The following is a 16,807-nucleotide window of genomic DNA, read 5'->3' as shown; positions in this document are numbered from 1 at the left end:
CAGGGAGCGAGCGATGAAGGCAGGAAGTTAAGGATCGCCGTGTCCGGGGTACTAGATCGGTGTGACCCTCCCGACGGGTCAAGGAGAACATGGAGGTCCCCCGTGTCCACCGAGCAAGCCGCGCGGACCGGTGGCCAGGTCGAGAGCCTGACGCTGGACGTCGGCACCGACGTCACCGAGTCCGCGCGAGTGCGCGCTTGGGCGCGGGCTGGACTCGCCCACCTCACCGAAGAGGCCATGGCGGACACCATCCTCGTGCTGGACGAACTGGTTTCCAACGCGTTGCGGCACGGCAAATCGCCGCGGCGGGTGCGGTTGACGCGGTCACCCGGGCTCGTGCGTATCGATGTCGACGACGCCGAAAGGACGCCCGCCGCCCCACGTCCACCGTCGGAGGACGGTGGACGTGGCCTCGCCCTGATCGATGCCTGCTCCTCGGCGTGGGGGCAGGAAGTCCGCGACGACGGCAAGACCGTGTGGGCCGAACTCACCCACCCCGAGACCGTTTCGGATCCGGCTTGAGGGGTACCCGTAGGCACCGGACGACAACGAACGGAGGCCCGATGAACGACAAAGCCGAGAACAAGGCTGAAGAACTCAAAGGCAAAGCCAAGGAAGCCGTCGGGAACGCCACGGACAACGAGCAGTGGCAGGCCGAAGGCAAGGCCGAGCAGGGCAAGGCCAACGTGAAGCAGGCCGGGGAGAAGATCAAGGACGCCGTGAAGGGCGTTCGGGACTGAGAGAGTGACCGATGAGGGTCCGCCCGAGGGCGGGCCCTTTTTCGTGTGACCGGCAGGTCACTGCGGCACGGTCCGGCCCATGGAGTCCCGCGAGTTCGACGGCGTCAAGGTACGGCGTCCCTCGGTCGAGCGTGACGGGCTCGAGCGCGAGACCACCTTGTTCGAGGGCGACTTCGATTTCGACTCCGTCCATCTCGACGGCGGTGACCAGGACGGCGTCCGCGGTGGAGGGGAGATCGTGCACTCCCTCGTCTCGGACGTGAACCTGGCGAACGCCCGGCTGGACCGGTTGACGCTGTCCGACGTCGTCTTCGAGGGCGTCGACCTGTCCAACGCGGCGATCCGCGAGCTGACGGCGCGCCGCGTCGAATCCTTCGCTGCCGCGCGATCGGCCTGGGCGTTTCGCTCGGTTCCGCGGCCGACCTCTACGTCGAGGGCTCGCGGTTCGATTACGCGTCGGTGGACGTTGTCCGGGTGATTCGCGGCGACGGCCGCGCTCCCGGGCTGGCTCGACGCGGCGATCCGTTCGGGCGCCGACGCCCAGTGTTCACTTATCCGGGCGCGGGCCAATTTTTATACCGATGACAGCTTGCCCGATCACGACAAAATAGCAGAATCCCTTACCTGGAAACGAGTCCTGGCCTGTCTGGCGTTCCTTTCCCGGTGACGCGGGAACATGCCACGAACCGGCTGGAGCGTGCAGGAAGGTCCCGGCCGGATAGTGGCGCGCGCCCCGTTCACGCCTGTCCACAGTGGACGAATACGGATCCCGGGGAAGATTTCGCGAACGGGGGATTCCTTGACGGAGACGGCTGGGCTGGTCGTGAGTGGCGATTCGGGTTCTATTGAGGGGTAAGGCGAACGTGGCGTGTTGCGCGCGACGTCGGCTCGCGTCGCGGTCTGATGTCTCCAATGCGGCATTGGGGACATGAGGGCGGGCGTCGGCTTCGAGGGGAACGCGCAACGCAGAGGCGCCGACCACGACAACTTCGCCTTAATCCTCGATAACCCGAATCGCCACTCACGACCTTGTCTGCGTACTGGAGAAGGTGTGAAGGTCGGCGGTCAACCTCCGCCGCCGGTTCCGGGCACGAACCGGGATGGCACCGGGTGTCTATCGGCGGGCGTTCCGGGGCTCTCGTTCGCCTTGAGCGGAACAGCGCGCTCGGCCGCCGTTCCGCTGTCACGATGACCGTATGGCGGACATCCTCCCTTTCCACCAGAAGCGTGCTTCGACCGAAACCCACGAGCCGGAACCGCTGTGGCGTGACGTGCTCGGCCAGAGCCTGCGCGCGGCCAGGGAGGAGCAGGGTGGCCGCCTCGTCGACGTCGCGGAGCGCGCCGGGATCTCCCCGCAGTACCTGTCGGAAATCGAGCGCGGCCGCAAAGAGCCTTCCAGCGAGATGATCGCCGCGGTCGCCGGCGCGCTCGGGGTCGACCTGGCGGATCTGCTCGTCGGCATCGCGGGCACGGTCCGGCGCCGCCGCGGCACGGGTCTCGCGGTCGGCCGCCGTCCGGCGGGACCCGTGCTCCTGGCCGCCTGAGCCCTCAGCTCCGCTGATCGAGGACGCGGTCCGCGAGCCCGTAGGCGACGGCACCCGCCGCGTCGAACACGCGGTCCCGGTCGGTGTCGTGCCGGAGGTCCGCGACGGCGCGACCGGTGTGCACGGAAAGGATCTCCTCGAGCTGCGTCCGCACGCGCACGACCTCGTCGGCCTGGAGGATGAGGTCGGGGATCGTGCCGCGCCCCTGCGCCGCGGGCTGGTGCAGCACCACGCGGGTATGCGGCAGCACGAACCGGTGCCCCGCCTCGCCCGCGGCCAGCAGGATCGCGCCCGCCGCGACGGCCTGGCCGACACAGGTCGTCGCCACCGGCGCCTTGATGAAGCGCATGGTGTCGTACAGCGCGAGCATCGCCGACGGGTCGCCGCCCTCGGAGTTGATGTAGAGGTTGATCTCCTGCTCCGGGTTGTCGGCCTCCAGGTAGAGCAGCTGGGTGATCAACGCGTTCGCCACGCCGGAGTCGATCGCCGTGCCGAGATAGATGATCCGCTCCGACAGCAGATGCGAGTAGACGTCCATGATCCGCTCGCCGGCGGGGCTGCGGGAGATGACGTTGGGGATGGTGTAGGTGCTCATGCGCCGACACCCCTTTCCGAGCCGAGGCCGAGCCTGTGGGTGCGGACGGGAACGACCTGGTCGAGACTTTCGACGATGTGGTCGATGAAGCCGTACTCGCGCGCTTGTTCGGTGGTGAACCAGCGATCGTGCAGGGAATCGGCGAAGATCCGGTCGATGGGCTGGCCGGTGTCCTCCGCGATGAGGCCGAGCACGGTGTCGCGCGTGTAGCGCAGATCGTCCGCCTGTACCTCCACTTCGACGGCCGAACCGCCGATGCCCGCCGAGCCCTGGTGCATCAAGATCCGCGCGTGCGGCAGGGCGAACCGTTTGCCCGGGGTGCCCGCGGACAGCAGGAACTGCCCGGCACTGCACGCCAGTCCCAGCGCGAGGGTGGCGACGTCGCACGGCACGAGCCGCATCACGTCGCGAATGGCCAACATCGAGGGGACCGATCCGCCGGGGGAGTGGATCCACAACGCGATGTCCTTGCGGGGATCTTCGGCGGCCAGCGACAGCAGCTGCGTGGTGAGCACCGTCCCGTTGTCGTCGTCGAGCACGCCGTCGAGGACGAGCACACGCTGGCTGAAGAACCGTTCCCGGAGCCGGTGGTCGAAGAGTGGTTGTTTCTCGTGATCGCTCATGCCCCGACCATGCCGCCGGAGCCGCGCCGTCCGCCGGTTTCTCTGCTGTGAGCGGATCAGCCCACAGCAGGACGCTCCACTGTGGACCGCCGGGCCGGGACGAACCAGACGGTGATGGTCAAGGCGACGGCCAGGATCACGGCGATGCGATCGAGGGTGAGACCCGGTTCCAGGGTGAGGGCGAAGTGCTCCCGTTCGTGGGAGACGTCGAGCAGCACCACGGCGAGCACGGTCAGCGCGCCGGCGGTGGTGAGCACGGCCTGTCCGGGCCGGACCCTGGCGAACAAGAGCCCGCCACCGACCACCCAGAGCACACCGGCCACGACGATGCCGACGCGAGCCAGCAGCACCGGTGGCCAGAGCAGGTCGAACAGGTAGTACGCGTGGTGGATCATCATCGCGTCGGCCAGCACGAAGAAACCGAACAGCATGCTCGCCACGCCGGCCAGGATCGCGAACACGGAGGGCGGGGTCAGCCCTGGCCGCTGGGGCGCCGGGGACTCGACTCCGCTGGTGGCCTGGGCCAACAGCGGAAGCGCCTGATCCGGCAGCATGCGCGCCTGTGGCGATTTCACCAGCAGCCCGCGGATGGCGTCCGCGAGAGCCCCGTACGTCCGGTGGAAGGGCGGCTGCTCGTTGACGACGGCGTACAGCGTGGCCGCGACATTCATCCGCTGGAACGGATTCCCGCCTTCGCTCGCGCTGAGGAGGGTCACGCCGAGCGACCAGAGATCGGCGTGCGGGGTGCCGCCATGCCCCGCGATCGTTTCCGGGGCGAGGAAGGCCGGTGTGCCTGACGGGTCGAGGACCGTGGCGATCCCGAAGCCGGTCAGCTTCACCGCGCCGTCGGGACCGACCAGGATGTTCGCGGGCCGCACGTCCCCGTGCACGACGCCCGCCGTATGCGCGGCGGCGAGCGCGCCGAGCACCTGCCCGCCGATCGCGGCCACGAAGCGCGGCGGCAACGGGCCCGAAGAGGTCAGGTCTTCCAGGGTCCGTGCTTCCACCAGGTCCGTCACGAGGAACGCTGTCCGGTCGTCGGCGACGACGTCGTGGACGGGCAGCACCGACGGATGGTTCACCACCACGCCGGCCGCACGCCGGAGCCGCTCCACGAGCGTCGCGCGGGCGGGCTCGTCGATCGTGGGCAGCGGCAGTTCCCTGATCGCGACCTGGCGGCCGTCGGGTCCGTCCTCGGCACGCCACAGCACGGCCGTTCCCTCGCCGCCCAGCTTCTCGAGCAGGGTGTAGCGCTCGGCGATCGTGTGGGGAACTGCGGTCACAGTCGGTCTCCTCGAATCCTGAAGGGTCTTCGAGGGGACGCTAACCAGTGGTCATGAAAAACCGATGAAATGGCCGATCGTCCATAAGGGCCGGAGAAGGCTGGATATATTCCCAGCCATGCTGACCTTGGCGGCCCTGGTCGCGGATCCGGACCTCGAACTCCGGGTGGTCGTGCCCGGCCGCGACGGGGCGCTGACCGGGCAGGTGCTGTGGGTGCACAACACCGAGCTGCCCGATCCCGGGCCGTACGTGCGTGAGCGCGAGGTCGTGCTGACCAACGGCCTGTGGCTGGACGGCGTCGATCCGGCGGACTTCGTCGCGCGGGTGGTCCGCGCGGGAGCGGCGGGGATCATCTTCGGGCTGCGCGTCGAGCAGCCCGACACCCCTCCGGCGCTCGCCGAGGCGTGCCGTGTGGCCGGGCTGCCGCTGCTGGAGATTTCGGTGGCGGTGCCGTTCACGGCGGTCACCCGCGCCGCGGCGGCGATCCAGGCCAAGGGCAGGCAGAACGCACTGATGTCGCTGGTGCGCCGAGGCGATGAGCTGACCTCGGCGTTGTCTAGGGGCGACGGCGCTTCCGGGGTGTTGGCGGTCCTGCGCGCGGAGCACGAGCTGCCGCTGGCGGTCGTGGACCGGATGGGCCGGGAGCTGGCGTCGGCCGGTGCCGGGCTGGACGCCGGGCAGCTACGCGCCGCGGCGGAGGCCTTGGCAGGGCATCCGCCTCCGCTGGAGGTGGACCTGGGTGCGGGGACGCGGGCGGCGTTGTTCCCGGTCGGCGCGATCGGTGACGCCGACGCCGCGCTGCTCTGTCTTCGTCCCGTGGCCGAGCTGACGCAGGGGGAGCGGGACGCGCTGGAGCAGACCGCCCGTTACCTCAGCCTGGAGGTGGCCCGGCACCAGGCGGTGCAGGCCATCGAGATGCGGTTCGCCGTCGAGCTGCTGGACATGGTGCTTTCCGGCGCGCAGCGGGTCGCGGAGGTGCCCGGCAGGCTGCGGGCGTTCGGGGTCGACCCGGACGGGCCCCTCGCGGTGTTCGCGCTGGCGTTCGCGGGCGACGACGACGCCGCGACCCGGCCGGGGATGGCGGAGGCCGTGACGGATTTCCTGCTGGCGGACGGGCTGCCCGCGGTGGTGGCGGCGGGCAGCCGGGACATCGTGGCGGTGCTGTCCTGGCGACCGGGCACCCGGTCGCCCGCCACCTTCGCGCCCCGGCTGGCGGCGGCGGTGTCACACCGGCTCGGCGGCGGGCGCGTGGTCGTCGGGCTGGCCGATCCCGTCTCCGGCGCGGCCGATTTGCGCACGCCGTTGTCGCGCAGCCGCGAAGCCTGCCGCGTGCTCCGTGGCAGGCGCGGCGGCCCGGTGGCGGCGAGCTTCGCCGAACTCGGTAGCTATCGGCTGCTGCTGGAATCGCACGACGAGCAGTGGCGGCGGACCTTCGCCGACGCCCTGCTCGGTCCGCTGCGCGAGCACGACCGCGCCCGCGACGGCGCGCTGGAGACGACGCTGCGGGCGTTCCTCGACCACGACGGCCAGTGGGCGGCCACCGCCGCCGCCCTGTACGTGCACGTCAACACCTTGCGCAACCGGCTGGCGAAGGTCACCGAGCTGACCGGCCGGGACGTCGGGCGGACCGCCGACCGGGTCGACCTGTTCCTGGCGCTGGAGGCGACTCAGTCCGGGTAGACCGCCGGGTCGGCTTCCAGCCGCCGCAAGGGTTCGGCGGGCAGGGCCGGATCGGCCAGCGCCGCGGCCGCCACGTCCCGGCACCGCGCGAACCGGACGTCGCCGAGCCCGAGGCCGAACTCGATGAGCGCCCGTACCGCGGCCAGCCGTCCCGGCCTGCCCGACAGGAACGGGTGGAGACACAGGTTGAACAGACACCGATGGCGGCGCATCGCGTCCAGTTCCGCGCGCCACATCTCCAGCACCCGCACCGGTGACGCGATGATCGAACCGATCTGCGGCGCGGGTAGGAACGCGTACTGTTCCCAGTCGTCGAGCGACCAATGCACCGGCAGCTCGGCGATCCGGCCCGCCCCGGTCTCGATCAGGTAGGGGCGGTCGTCGGCCATCAACGACGAGTCGTAGCTCAGACCGTGTTCGGCCACCAGGCCCGGAGTGTCCCAAGTGGACTCCCAGCCCGCCGCGCGATGCCCGCTGACCTCGATGCCCTGACTCGCGAAGACCGCCATGCCGCGCTCGAAATCGGCCCGCTGTTCGGCGGCGGACAACGTCGTCGGCGGCCGGTGGCTGTAGGAGTGGTGGGCCACCTCGTGCCCGCGTTCCACGATCGCGGCGGCCAGGCCGGGCCGCTGTTCGGCGACCCAGCCCGGTACGAAGAACGTCGCCGGCACACTCAGTTCGTCGAGGAGGTCGAGGATGCGCGGCACCCCGACCCGGGGCCCGTACGCCTGATGGGACATGGTCGAGAGGTGATCTGCGTAGCCCCGCCCTCGCGCGAGGATCGGGGACTCCGCGTCCACGTCGAAGGTCAGGGTCGCCACCGCGGCCGCGCCGCCGTGCCAGCTTGATTCCGTCACGCCTGCCGACTCTCCCGCCACCGGCGCGCGTTCGCCACCGTGACGGTCGGGGTGACCATCGCGCGGTCGAATTCGGCGAGCGGTTCCGCCGCGGCGACGCGGGCGGGCAGATCCGGGTTGGCCAGCGCGCCGTGCCCGAGGGAAAGCAGGTCGGCGTGCGCGCCGGCGAGGACCTCGTGCGCCTGGGTGAGGTCGTGCATCCCGCCGTTGGCGATCACCGGCAGACCGGTGACCTGACGGGCCAGGGAGGTGACGGTGCCGCCATCGGCCAGCTTCGCGGTCTCCAGCCAGTTCCGCCCCTCGCTGGCGATGTGCAGGAAGTCCGCGCCCGCCTCGGCGACCGCCGCGAAGATCACCTCGGCGTCGTCGCGGCCGCCGGGCCAGCGGTAGGTGAAGTCGTTGACCTTCGTCTGCGACAGCCGTACCCCGGTCAGCAGATCCGGGACGGCTTCCGCGACGGCGGACACGACCCGGGCGGTCAGCCGGATCCGGTTGGCGACCGGTCCGCCGTATTCGTCGGTGCGCTGATTGGTGTAGTCGGTGAGGAACTGGTCGAGCAGGTAACCGTTGGCCGCGTGCACCTCGACGCCGTCGAACCCGGCTTGGCGGGCGCGCTCGGCCGCGGCGGCGAAGCCGTCGACGACGTCGTCGATCTCGGCCGTGGTCAGCTCCCGGGGAACGCCCCACGGCCCGGAACCGCCGTACGCGCTCATCATCTTCCCGCGCGGCTTGACGGCCGAAGGACCGACGGTGTGCTCCTGATGCGGATTGCCCTGCGAAATCGCTCCCGCGTGCATGAGCTGGGCGATCATCCGCCCACCCGCCGCGCGGACTCCGGCGGTGACCACACGCCAGCCCGCGACATGTTCGTCACGCGCGAGCCCCGGCTGGTTGAGGTACCCCTGGCTGGCCGCCGTGTCGGGATAGGTGCCCTCGCTGAACACGAGGCCGAAGCCGCCACGAGCGAATTCGGCGTAGTAGTCGGCCATTTCGCCGGTCGGCGTGCCGTCGGGCCGCGCGGAGACGCGGGACATGGGCGCGACGGCATAGCGGTTGCGCAGGGCGAGGCCGCCGAGCGTGATCGGCGCCAGTGCGGGGTGGGCGTGGTCGACGGTGGTGGTCATGACAGGTTTCCTCCATTGTGGACGGTTTCGATGGCGAGCGGGGAGAGGCGGGCGTCGCTGATCTGGACGAGGTCCTGCGGGCAGGCGGAGACCACGACGACGCAGTCCACTTCGGCCCGCAGCGTCACCGCGTCGCCCTGCCGCGACGACGCGGTGAGCCAGCGCAACCGCCCGTCCTCGCCGACGGGGACGCGCATGAAGACGTTGATCGGCTGGGGAGTCGGGCCCGCGAAGCTCAGGCCGATCCCGTCGAGCGCCTCCCGCAGGTTCACCGCGCAGGATCGGTGACCCGGCGCCCCCAGCGCGGCGTACCGTGCCGGGTCGCAGGCCGGGATCAGCATGTCGTGCTCGCCGGGGGAGGTGTCCTCGACCAGGGTCAGGATGGGACGGCGCCGATCGGTCACGAAGGGCTCGCCGACGGCGGGGAACAGCCTGTCGGTCGCGACACGGGTGTGGGCGGCGCTGTGATGCTCGGTCAGTCCGGCTCCCGTGCCGGCGTCGGTGAACGCGAACACGTCGCCGACCTGGCCCCCTTCGACGTCGATCACCCGGACGAGGTCTCCGGCGGCGACCCGGACGGCCTTGGCGGTGCCCGGTGGGACTTGCGTTCTGCTCATGTCACTAGCAAACAGGGGTCGGCAGGAGGTTCGCCATGGAGGAACATCCACAGATTGGCGGCTCGGGTGTAGTTATCTCTGGGTCCTCGTGAGTGGTAATGACGGTTCTAACCGTCATTACCACTCGCGAGACTTGACCCAGCTACTTTCGACTTTGACCATTTTCGCAGTACCGGGTTAGTGTTCGGCGATGGAAGACGTGGACGCGGCCGGACTGGACTTCTGGTCGTTCGTGGCGCTGGCCAACCGGCGGCTCGCGCAGGAGTACGGCTTCCGTCACCAGTTGGCGACCGAGGTGCTGCTGACCCTCAATCGCGCCTCTGACCTGGTGACTTACGATCTCGAAGCCGCGGTGCACCGGCCACGCGGCCGGTCGTGGTCGGCGTTCCGGCTGCTGTTCGTCGTCTGGCTCGCCGGGCCGCTCGAACCGACGAGCGCGGCCCGGTTGACCGGGATGAGCCGGGCGGCGGTGTCGAATCTGGTCAAGACGCTGGTCGCGGAGGGGATGCTGCATCGGGTCCCGGACGAGCGCGACGGCCGTTCGGTGCAGCTGTCGCTGACCGACGTGGGGCACGAGGAGATGGTCTCGGTCTTCCGCGAGCACAACGAGCGCGAATTCGGCTGGACGAACGCGTTGACCGAGACCGAACAGCGCATCCTCGTGATGCTGCTGGGCAAGCTGATCACGAGTCGCGCCGAGTTCGGCACCCGCAGCCGTAACTAGGCCTTCCCGTCGCGAGGAAGTCCGGACTACGCTGCCCGAAGGGTAGTCAAAGTGTGAACTAAATCGGCGAGGAGGAGACCATGGTGGACGGCGGACGGATTCCCGCGCTCTTCGCCGGGTTGTGCGACGACGCCGCGGTGTTCCCGCCGGGGCTGGCCCCGTTGCCGGACGCCGTCGCCGCGCACGACGACCACGTCTCCGCCTGGTACGCCGACCTCGTCGGCCCGCTCGTCATCGCCGCCACCGCGCTCGGCGACCTCGCCGAAGTGCTGGGAGACCGGGCGGCCCCGCTGCGGGTCTCGGTGACCCTGCCCGGCGGACCCGCGCGGCTCGACGGCGTACTCGAAGCCGTCGCCGACCTGCCGGTCGAACTCGACGCCCTGGAGATCGCCGTTCCGGACGGGCTGGGGCCGGCCGAGGTGCTCGCCGCGATCGGCGGCGCCACCGCCCCGGTGTTCGTCGAGATCCCGCGTGACGACCGGCGGATCCCGTTGCTGAGGGCCCTTTCCGGCACCGGCCACCGCGCGAAGTTCCGCACCGGCGGCGTCCGCGCCGAGCTGTACCCCGACGAGGCCGAACTCGCCGCCGCGGTCCGGGCGGCGGTCGAAGCCGGTGTCCCGTTCAAGGCCACCGCCGGGCTGCACCACGCGCTTCGCAACACCGACCCGGAAACCGGCTTCGAGCAGCACGGGTTCCTGAACCTGTTGCTCGCCACCGACGCCGTCCTCCATGCCGATGGCGATCCCGAAGCCCTGCTCGCCGAACGAGACGGCGCTGTCGTCGCCGCACGGCTCGAGGCGCTGGACGCGGATCGCGTCTCCGCCGCCCGCGCGGCGTTCACGTCCTTCGGCACCTGCAGTATCACCGACCCCCTGACCGAGCTGACCGGCCTCGGCCTGCTCGCGACGCCCCGAGGAGAGGCATGACCACGATCGACATCCCCGCCGGCTCCCTGTTCGGTATCGGCAACCTGCCCTATGGCGTGTTCTCCGCCGGCGGTGATTCCCCGCGTGTCGGCGTCCGCGTCGGGGACTCGGTCCTCGACCTGGCGGCGGCGCTCGGTGACGACGTGTTCGCCGCGCCGTCGCTGAACCCGTTCATGGCACAGGGATACGACCGCTGGGTGGCGGTCCGGGAACGGATCCGCGAGCTGGTCTCCGGGGAAATCCCCGACGGCGCGGTGTATCCGGTCGGACAGGTGAGGGTGCACCTGCCGTTCGAAGTCGCGGACTACGTCGACTTCTACGCCTCCGAACATCACGCGTCGAACGTCGGCAGGCTCTTCCGCCCCGACGCGGAACCGTTGCTGCCCAACTGGAAGCACCTCCCGGTCGGTTACCACGGGCGGTCCGGCACGGTCCTGGTCTCCGGCACGGACATCGTGCGCCCGAGCGGTCAGCGCAAGGCCCCGGCCGACGCGTCGCCGGTGTTCGGGCCGAGCACGCGGCTCGACATCGAAGCGGAACTGGGTTTCGTCGTCGGCACGGGAACCCCGCTGAACACCCCGATCACCCCGGATGCCTTCTCCCGGCACGTTTTCGGTGTCGTCCTCCTCAACGACTGGTCGGCCCGCGACATCCAGGCGTGGGAATACGTTCCGCTGGGCCCGCATCTCGGAAAGAGCTTCGCGACGTCGATTTCCCCTTGGGTGGTGCCGATCCTGGCGTTGGAGGCCGCGCGGATCCCGCTGCCTGGCCAGACGGATCCGGAACCGCTGCCGTACCTGCGGGAAAGCGCCCCGTGGGGCCTCGACATCGACCTGGTCGTCGAATGGAACGGCGAGGAGGTCGCCCGCCCGCCGTTCCGCGAGATGTACTGGTCGCCCGCCCAGATGCTGGCGCATCTGACGATCAACGGCGCCTCAGCGCGCACGGGAGACCTGTACGGCTCCGGAACGATTTCCGGGCCGGAGAAGCACCAGCGCGGCGCGTTCCTCGAATTGTCCTGGGGCGGCAAGGAACCGCTCACGGTCAAGGGGGAGGAGCGCACCTTCCTGCTGGACGGCGACGAGGTCGTGATCACCGGCTCCGCGCCGGGCGCGGACGGCGCGAGGATCGGGTTCGGCGAGGTCCGGGGCCGCGTCCTGCCCGCGGGCTGAAGAGAGCCGCCTCGTTCCGACGATGCGAAAGTCACCTTCGCGTCGTTAGAGCGAGGTCGTGTCCCGCAAGGTTTCCGCCGCGATCGTTCCGTCGGTGATGTCTCCCGCGAGCGCCGTCGGCGTCCGCCCGGTCCGGGCGCTGTACGCGGCCAAGGCCGAGCGCGCGGCTTCCGGGGTGATCGCCAGTGTCGCGGCGATGATGCCCACCGCCTGGCCGATCCGCGCCCGGTCGTTCATCGTCCTCAGGGTGATCTCCGCGAGCCGTTCCACTCGCCGCTGGTCGCGTTCCTGGGTGAGGCCGAGCACCGCGAGGTCGGCGAGTGCCTGTGCCTGGTGCCGCTGCCTCGAAGACAGGGTGGCCGGTGCGGAGTGGAAGAGATTGAGCCCGCCGATGGCGTGGTCGGTCAAGCGGAGCGGAAACGCGTGCGCCGCGTGGAATCCTTCGCCCATCGCGGCGGTCGTGAACTTCGGCCACCGGGATTCGGTTGCGAAATCGGAACTGCTGACGACGGCGTTCTCGCCGATGCAAGCGAGGCAAGGCCCTTCGCGGACGAGGGCCTGCATCAGTTCGGTGAACCGGGAGCGTTCGTCGGAGGAACAGAGAACCTCGAAGCCGCCGCCAGGATCACGCACCAGTATTCCGGCGGCTTCCACGCCGAGGCCACCGACGCAGGCGTCGACGACGGCTCGCGACACGGTGAGCCCGTCATGACGGGCCACCAGCAAAGCAGTGATCTCCGCGACCGTGTCGCCGAACTGGTCCGTGGCCGGGCTGTTCACCCCGTCAGCATACGGCCACGGAGTGACGGCGGCCGGTCGGCTCTCATTCTTGGGTCGAGTCGAACCGCAGCTGGCGGTCGAGCACCGCCTTGGCGACCTCGGTCACCGGGCGCCGATTGCTGAAGGCGTGGGCACGGAGCCGCAGCAGGGCGTCTTCGAGGCTGATCTTCAGTTCGGTGGCGAGCATCCCGGTCGCCACGTTCACTTCGTCGTAGTAGCCGACGACGTCGGGCTGTGCCCATCGCGCGTACCGGTGCCCCTTACCGCCGCTGTCGGTCAGCAACGCGGTCGTCGCGAGAGAGGCCAGTGCGAGGCCGTCTCTCAGTTCCTCCGTGGGCAACGGACCGGGCGCGCGACGATAGAGGTCCAGCGTGCCCAGCAGGATCGCACCGACCTGCAGGGGGAAGGCGAACGCCGCGTGGAGGCCGTACTCGGCGGCGGCGTCCGCGAAGCCCGGCCAGCGTTGTTCGTCGACAGTGAGGTCGCTGACCAGCACGGGGCCACCGGATGCGTAGGCTTCGGCACCGGGACCTTCACCGACGGTGTACTGCAGTTCCTCCAGCGAGGCCGCCCAATAGCCGTCCGCGGCGATCAGCTCCTGCTCGTGATCGCGCACGCGCAGGGAGATCGCGGCACCGTCGATGGTGAGTACTTCGACGGCGATTGTGCAGACCACACCGACCCAGCCATCTCCGGAGCCCCGGTCAGAGACCCGTTCGGTGACGAGTCGCCACAGCCGTTCCTGGCGCCGACCGTCCACCGCCCGCAACCTCCGTGATGAGAACCCGGTCGTAATCACTGCCTCGAGGTCCCATCATCGCGCACCGGGCTCACCCTGTCGCACTCACGAGCGAATTCGGCCTTCGCCATCGCGTACGGTGCGGGTCATCCAGTGTCGTCACGGGCCGTTGTCAACGGAACCGGGAGCCACCGGCGGAGGTGTCCCGGACGAACCTGACCGCGACGTCGTGGAGTTTCGTGTTGGTGTGCTGGGACTCGGTGATGAGGCGCTGGAAGGCTTCTTCCGCGGTGATCCGGTGCGCCGCCATCAGGATGCCCTTGGCCTGTTCGATCACCGCCCGGCTGTGGATGGCGGACTCGAGCTGGCGGGTGACGGTGTGCGCGTCCTGGTACTTGCGCCTGGTCCTCAGTCCGAAAGCGACGACCGTGGTGTAGAGCCGGAGCAGGTGCGAGTCGTCGTCCTCGAAACCTTCGCTGCCGAAGCCGAAGAGGTTCAAGGCCCCGGTCAGGTTCTCGTCGACATCGAGAGGAGCGGAGAGGTAGCTGCCGACACCGGCTTCCTCAGCGGAGGCGATGAAGCGCGGCCATGCCTCACGATCGTTCTCCACGGAGAGCCGGACGATCCGGCCGGTGCGCGCGGCGCGCAGGCAGGGACCGTCGCCGAGGTCGTACTGGACGCGGTCGACGGCGAACGCGCGAGGGTCCGTCCCCGCGGCCGTTTCGGCCTCCTCGCCGCGGATGACCGTGATACTGGCCATGTCGGCCTCCGGTATCATCCCCACCGCCTCGGCGCAGACGGAGTTCAGGACCACCGTCTCGTCCGATTCGTTTTCCAGCGCGCTGGTCAGTGCGGCCACCGTAGTGGCGAGTGTGTCCAGATGATCGGCGAAGGGTACGCGGCGCGCCATCGCGGGCTACTCCTTCCTCCGGCGACAGCAAGCTGGCGGCCCTCCGGCACGCCTGAGAAACCGCTGAGGCCCAACGGATGGGCCGATTTTACCCTGGCGAGAATCGGGCGGCAAAAGTTGATCAAGGGTGCGCGCGAAAAGGCGCCGACCGGAGTACGGTCGGCGCCCTCTCGGTTACTTACCCGCCTTCGCCTCCGGAATCCCGTTCGGCGGCGGCGAATCGTTGGCCGCCGAGTCGTTCGCCTCGATCGGGGCGTCACCGATGTCCGTCACGAGAACCGGCGTCAGGTCCTTGCCGACACCGCCCTGGAGTTCGACCACCGACATGCCGGAGATGCCCATGTGGCTGTCCGCGGTGTAGCGGAACGGCGCCAGGCCCGGACCTTCGAACGTCTTGCCGGACTGCTGGATCGCCTCGACGACCCGCTCGCGGGTCAGGTCCCGTCCGGCCGCCTGCAACGCCTGGACGAAGGTGTACGCCTGCGCCATCCCGTAGATCCGGTAGTTCGTCAGGTCGCCGCCCTTGCCGTGCGCGCCCCAGACCTTCTGCCACAGCTTGGTCCACGCGTTGCCGGGAGCGTCGACGCCCGGCAGGTACTCGGTGGTGAGGACGCCGTCGATGAGCGACGCGCCGTTGGTCACCTTGCCTTCGGAGAACCGCGCGAGCAGGGAACCGACCAGTGCCGGGTCGGAGCCGACGTTGCTGTAGAACCACTTCGGCTTGAAACCGATCTTCAACGACGCCAGCTGCGACAGCGCGGTGTAGGACGGGACATTGAAGCCCAGCACCAGATCCACGCCCGCTGCCTTGAGCTTCGCGATCTGCGGTGCGATGTCGGTGTTGCCCGGCGAGTATTTCGCGACCTCCACGATCTGCTTGTCGAGGTAGCGGCGCGCGCCCTTCTCGCCGTCGCGGCCGAAGTCGTCGTCCTGGACGAACAGGCCGACCTTGGCGTTCGGCAGGTTCTTCCGGACCCAGTCGCCGATGATCTTGCCTTCGATCTCGTAGTCCGGCTGCCAGCCGAAGGTGAACGGCGCCTTCTTGGGGTCGTCGCCCCACCGCAGCGATCCTGACGACACGAACAGGTCCGGGACCTTCGAGTTGTTCAGGAAGTCGACGACGGCGCTGTGCGTCGGTGTGCCGAGACCGCCGACCATCGCGAAGATCTCGTCCTTGAGCACCAGTTCGTTGGTGACCGCGCTGGTGTTCGTCGGGTTGTACCCGTCGTCCTTGACGACGAACTCGATCTTGCGGCCGTTGATCCCGCCGTTCGCGTTCACGTAGTCGTAGTAGGCCTGGTGGCCACTCGGGATCTCGCTGTAGCCCGGCGCGGCGACGCCGGTCAGCGGGAAATGGGCGCCGATCTTGATGGTGGTGTCGGTGACGCCGACGGTCGAGCCCTTCTGTTCGCCCTCGGGTCTGCCGCCCGCCCCGCAAGCGGCGGTGACCGTGACGGCCAGGAGCACGGCCACGGCCTGGTACCAGCGTTTCATGTACTTCGCCTCCGGTTGATGAGTTTCCGCAGCCCGCCGGTGAGGCCGGCCGGTGCGAGCAGCACGATCAGGACGGTGACCAGGCCGTAGATCAACGGCGCCAGATGCGCGGCCTGGACGTCGGACAGGCCGAGGTCCGTTCCCGTGCCGGTCACCAGCGGCGGCAGGAACGTCAAGAGCGCCGCCCCCGCGAGCGCGCCGGTGAGCGTCCCCAGACCGCCGAGCACCACGGCGGACACCAGCGACAGCGACAACGTCAGCGCGAACCCGCTCGGCGCCGCGAGCCGCGCCGACAACGCCATCAGCGCCCCGGCGAGCCCCGCGCAGCCCGCGCTGACCACGAAGGCGCCCACCCGGGTGCGGCCGAGGTCGATCCCGGCCAGTTCGGCGGCGACGTCCTCGTCGCGCACCGCCCGCCAGTTGCGGCCGACGCGGCTGCGGGAGAGATTCGCCAGCAGGACGAACACGATGATCACGGCGAGCCAGGAAAGGTAGGCGAGGTACCGGATCGGCGTGAGGTCCTGGCCGGTGACGAAGAACACGGCGTCCGCCAGCCAGGCGGGGATCTCCGGCATCCGGACGGAGAGTCCTTGGTCGCCACCGAGTGTTTCGCCGAAGAACAAGGGGATCCCGGGCACGGCGACGGCGAGCGCGAGCGTGGCACCGGCGAGATACGGTCCGTGCAACCGGGCCGCGGCGACGCCGACCAGCGCGCCGACGGCCAGGGTGACCACCACCGCGAGGAGGAGGATCACGGGCAGTGGCAAGGCCGCCGGCTTCAGCAGCAGCGCGGTCGCATAAGCGCCGACCGCCATGAGCGCGCCGTGGCCGAGTGACAGTTGCCCGTTCAGTCCCGTCAGGACGGTCAGACCGCCGGCCGCGATCGCGAAGTACGCCATCGCGGTCAACTGCGCGTTGAGGAACGGGCCGGTGGTCTCCAGGACGAGCACCACGACGACCAGCGCGGCGAGCGCGAGGAGCAGATGTCTGCGCAGCAC

19 protein-coding genes are annotated in these 16,807 nt (G+C 69.7%); 8 read left to right on the top strand and 11 right to left on the bottom strand.

The window, feature by feature from the left end:
• Window positions 1–102: 102 nt before the first annotated feature.
• The 4 genes from ACZ54P_RS30180 to ACZ54P_RS30165 all read left to right on the top strand — a co-directional run bounded on the left by ACZ54P_RS30180 (window position 103) and on the right by ACZ54P_RS30165 (window position 2,284).
• Window positions 103–522, top strand: coding sequence for an ATP-binding protein (locus ACZ54P_RS30180; RefSeq protein ID WP_465464972.1), 420 nt, complete (start codon window positions 103–105; stop codon window positions 520–522).
• A gap of 41 nt (window positions 523–563) precedes the next feature.
• Window positions 564–740 carry a CsbD family protein gene (locus ACZ54P_RS30175; protein ID WP_037313578.1) on the top strand — a complete coding sequence of 59 codons (177 nt, stop codon included), beginning with the start codon at window positions 564–566 and terminating at the stop codon, window positions 738–740.
• 79 nt (window positions 741–819) lie between these two features.
• Entirely contained in the window at window positions 820–1,218 is a 399-nt protein-coding gene (locus ACZ54P_RS30170; RefSeq protein WP_465464971.1) for a pentapeptide repeat-containing protein, read from the top strand.
• 718 nt (window positions 1,219–1,936) lie between these two features.
• Window positions 1,937–2,284, top strand: coding sequence for a helix-turn-helix domain-containing protein (locus ACZ54P_RS30165; protein ID WP_465464970.1), 348 nt, complete (start codon window positions 1,937–1,939; stop codon window positions 2,282–2,284).
• A 4-nt stretch (window positions 2,285–2,288) separates the two neighbouring features.
• On the opposite strand, the gene ACZ54P_RS30160 is transcribed toward ACZ54P_RS30165, so the two are convergent.
• The 3 genes from ACZ54P_RS30160 to ACZ54P_RS30150 are packed head-to-tail and all read right to left on the bottom strand — an operon-like array spanning window position 2,289 to window position 4,785.
• Window positions 2,289–2,879, bottom strand: coding sequence for a ClpP family protease (locus tag ACZ54P_RS30160; protein WP_465464969.1), 591 nt, complete (start codon window positions 2,877–2,879; stop codon window positions 2,289–2,291).
• Window positions 2,876–3,502 (bottom strand): ClpP family protease, encoded by a 627-nt coding sequence (locus ACZ54P_RS30155; protein WP_465464968.1) that lies wholly within the window; start codon window positions 3,500–3,502, stop codon window positions 2,876–2,878. Before ACZ54P_RS30155 ends, ACZ54P_RS30160 begins: the two co-directional genes overlap by 4 nt.
• Before the next feature lie 56 nt (window positions 3,503–3,558).
• The gene (locus tag ACZ54P_RS30150; protein ID WP_465464967.1) at window positions 3,559–4,785 is read right to left on the bottom strand and encodes a serine/threonine-protein kinase; all 1,227 of its coding nucleotides are present in this window, start codon (window positions 4,783–4,785) and stop codon (window positions 3,559–3,561) included.
• 118 nt (window positions 4,786–4,903) lie between these two features.
• On the opposite strand from ACZ54P_RS30150, the gene ACZ54P_RS30145 reads away from it, so the two are divergent.
• Entirely contained in the window at window positions 4,904–6,466 is a 1,563-nt protein-coding gene (locus ACZ54P_RS30145; RefSeq protein WP_465464966.1) for a PucR family transcriptional regulator, read from the top strand.
• Here ACZ54P_RS30145 and ACZ54P_RS30140 read toward each other — a convergent pair.
• From ACZ54P_RS30140 to ACZ54P_RS30130, 3 genes are read right to left on the bottom strand one after another with little or no spacing between them, the layout of a single operon-like run.
• A complete protein-coding gene (locus ACZ54P_RS30140) occupies window positions 6,454–7,323 on the bottom strand; it encodes a polysaccharide deacetylase family protein (RefSeq protein WP_465464965.1) in 870 nt (289 codons plus the stop codon). The two genes, ACZ54P_RS30145 and ACZ54P_RS30140, sit on opposite strands and share 13 nt — an antisense overlap.
• Complete coding sequence (locus ACZ54P_RS30135; protein ID WP_465464964.1) at window positions 7,320–8,447, bottom strand: oxidoreductase; 1,128 nt, start codon at window positions 8,445–8,447, stop codon at window positions 7,320–7,322. The genes ACZ54P_RS30140 and ACZ54P_RS30135 overlap by 4 nt, the downstream gene beginning before the upstream one ends.
• Window positions 8,444–9,064, bottom strand: coding sequence for a DUF1989 domain-containing protein (locus ACZ54P_RS30130; RefSeq protein ID WP_465464963.1), 621 nt, complete (start codon window positions 9,062–9,064; stop codon window positions 8,444–8,446). The genes ACZ54P_RS30135 and ACZ54P_RS30130 overlap by 4 nt, the downstream gene beginning before the upstream one ends.
• A gap of 190 nt (window positions 9,065–9,254) precedes the next feature.
• On the opposite strand from ACZ54P_RS30130, the gene ACZ54P_RS30125 reads away from it, so the two are divergent.
• The 3 genes from ACZ54P_RS30125 (at window position 9,255) to fahA (ending at window position 11,886) form a co-directional block, all read left to right on the top strand.
• Window positions 9,255–9,788, top strand: a complete 534-nt coding sequence (locus ACZ54P_RS30125; RefSeq protein ID WP_465464962.1) for a MarR family winged helix-turn-helix transcriptional regulator — start codon at window positions 9,255–9,257, stop codon at window positions 9,786–9,788.
• Between the two features lie 80 nt (window positions 9,789–9,868).
• Window positions 9,869–10,714 carry a hypothetical protein gene (locus ACZ54P_RS30120; protein ID WP_465464961.1) on the top strand — a complete coding sequence of 282 codons (846 nt, stop codon included), beginning with the start codon at window positions 9,869–9,871 and terminating at the stop codon, window positions 10,712–10,714.
• Complete coding sequence (gene fahA / locus ACZ54P_RS30115; protein ID WP_465464960.1) at window positions 10,711–11,886, top strand: fumarylacetoacetase; 1,176 nt, start codon at window positions 10,711–10,713, stop codon at window positions 11,884–11,886. Before ACZ54P_RS30120 ends, fahA begins: the two co-directional genes overlap by 4 nt.
• 45 nt (window positions 11,887–11,931) lie before the next feature.
• Here fahA and ACZ54P_RS30110 read toward each other — a convergent pair whose 3' ends face one another.
• The 5 genes from ACZ54P_RS30110 to ACZ54P_RS30090 form a co-directional block, all read right to left on the bottom strand.
• The gene (locus ACZ54P_RS30110) at window positions 11,932–12,666 is read right to left on the bottom strand and encodes a GAF and ANTAR domain-containing protein (protein WP_465464959.1); all 735 of its coding nucleotides are present in this window, start codon (window positions 12,664–12,666) and stop codon (window positions 11,932–11,934) included.
• A 43-nt stretch (window positions 12,667–12,709) separates the two neighbouring features.
• Window positions 12,710–13,426, bottom strand: a complete 717-nt coding sequence (locus tag ACZ54P_RS30105; protein ID WP_465464958.1) for a GAF and ANTAR domain-containing protein — start codon at window positions 13,424–13,426, stop codon at window positions 12,710–12,712.
• A gap of 151 nt (window positions 13,427–13,577) precedes the next feature.
• The gene (locus ACZ54P_RS30100; protein ID WP_465464957.1) at window positions 13,578–14,315 is read right to left on the bottom strand and encodes an ANTAR domain-containing protein; all 738 of its coding nucleotides are present in this window, start codon (window positions 14,313–14,315) and stop codon (window positions 13,578–13,580) included.
• Between the two features lie 174 nt (window positions 14,316–14,489).
• Window positions 14,490–15,809 carry an ABC transporter substrate-binding protein gene (locus tag ACZ54P_RS30095; RefSeq protein ID WP_465464956.1) on the bottom strand — a complete coding sequence of 440 codons (1,320 nt, stop codon included), beginning with the start codon at window positions 15,807–15,809 and terminating at the stop codon, window positions 14,490–14,492.
• Window positions 15,806–16,807, bottom strand: a complete 1,002-nt coding sequence (locus ACZ54P_RS30090; RefSeq protein ID WP_465464955.1) for a branched-chain amino acid ABC transporter permease — start codon at window positions 16,805–16,807, stop codon at window positions 15,806–15,808. The genes ACZ54P_RS30095 and ACZ54P_RS30090 overlap by 4 nt, the downstream gene beginning before the upstream one ends.

The sequence above is a fragment of the Amycolatopsis sp. NPDC034160 genome (genome assembly GCF_055575355.1).
This window is presented reverse-complemented; position numbering and strand designations above follow the sequence as displayed.

Excerpts from the sequence above, each read along its gene's own strand:
- ACZ54P_RS30170 (WP_465464971.1), top strand. The coding sequence starts at position 820 with ATGGAGTCCCGCGAGTTCGACGGCGTCAAGGTACGGCGTCCCTCGGTC.
- ACZ54P_RS30160 (WP_465464969.1), bottom strand. The coding sequence starts at position 2,879 with ATGAGCACCTACACCATCCCCAACGTCATCTCCCGCAGCCCCGCCGGC.
- ACZ54P_RS30100 (WP_465464957.1), bottom strand. The coding sequence starts at position 14,315 with ATGGCGCGCCGCGTACCCTTCGCCGATCATCTGGACACACTCGCCACT.
- ACZ54P_RS30165 (WP_465464970.1), top strand. The coding sequence starts at position 1,937 with ATGGCGGACATCCTCCCTTTCCACCAGAAGCGTGCTTCGACCGAAACC.
- ACZ54P_RS30125 (WP_465464962.1), top strand. The coding sequence starts at position 9,255 with ATGGAAGACGTGGACGCGGCCGGACTGGACTTCTGGTCGTTCGTGGCG.
- fahA (WP_465464960.1), top strand. The coding sequence starts at position 10,711 with ATGACCACGATCGACATCCCCGCCGGCTCCCTGTTCGGTATCGGCAAC.
- ACZ54P_RS30120 (WP_465464961.1), top strand. The coding sequence starts at position 9,869 with ATGGTGGACGGCGGACGGATTCCCGCGCTCTTCGCCGGGTTGTGCGAC.
- ACZ54P_RS30130 (WP_465464963.1), bottom strand. The coding sequence starts at position 9,064 with ATGAGCAGAACGCAAGTCCCACCGGGCACCGCCAAGGCCGTCCGGGTC.
- ACZ54P_RS30175 (WP_037313578.1), top strand. The coding sequence starts at position 564 with ATGAACGACAAAGCCGAGAACAAGGCTGAAGAACTCAAAGGCAAAGCC.
- ACZ54P_RS30095 (WP_465464956.1), bottom strand. The coding sequence starts at position 15,809 with ATGAAACGCTGGTACCAGGCCGTGGCCGTGCTCCTGGCCGTCACGGTC.
- ACZ54P_RS30135 (WP_465464964.1), bottom strand. The coding sequence starts at position 8,447 with ATGACCACCACCGTCGACCACGCCCACCCCGCACTGGCGCCGATCACG.
- ACZ54P_RS30145 (WP_465464966.1), top strand. The coding sequence starts at position 4,904 with ATGCTGACCTTGGCGGCCCTGGTCGCGGATCCGGACCTCGAACTCCGG.
- ACZ54P_RS30155 (WP_465464968.1), bottom strand. The coding sequence starts at position 3,502 with ATGAGCGATCACGAGAAACAACCACTCTTCGACCACCGGCTCCGGGAA.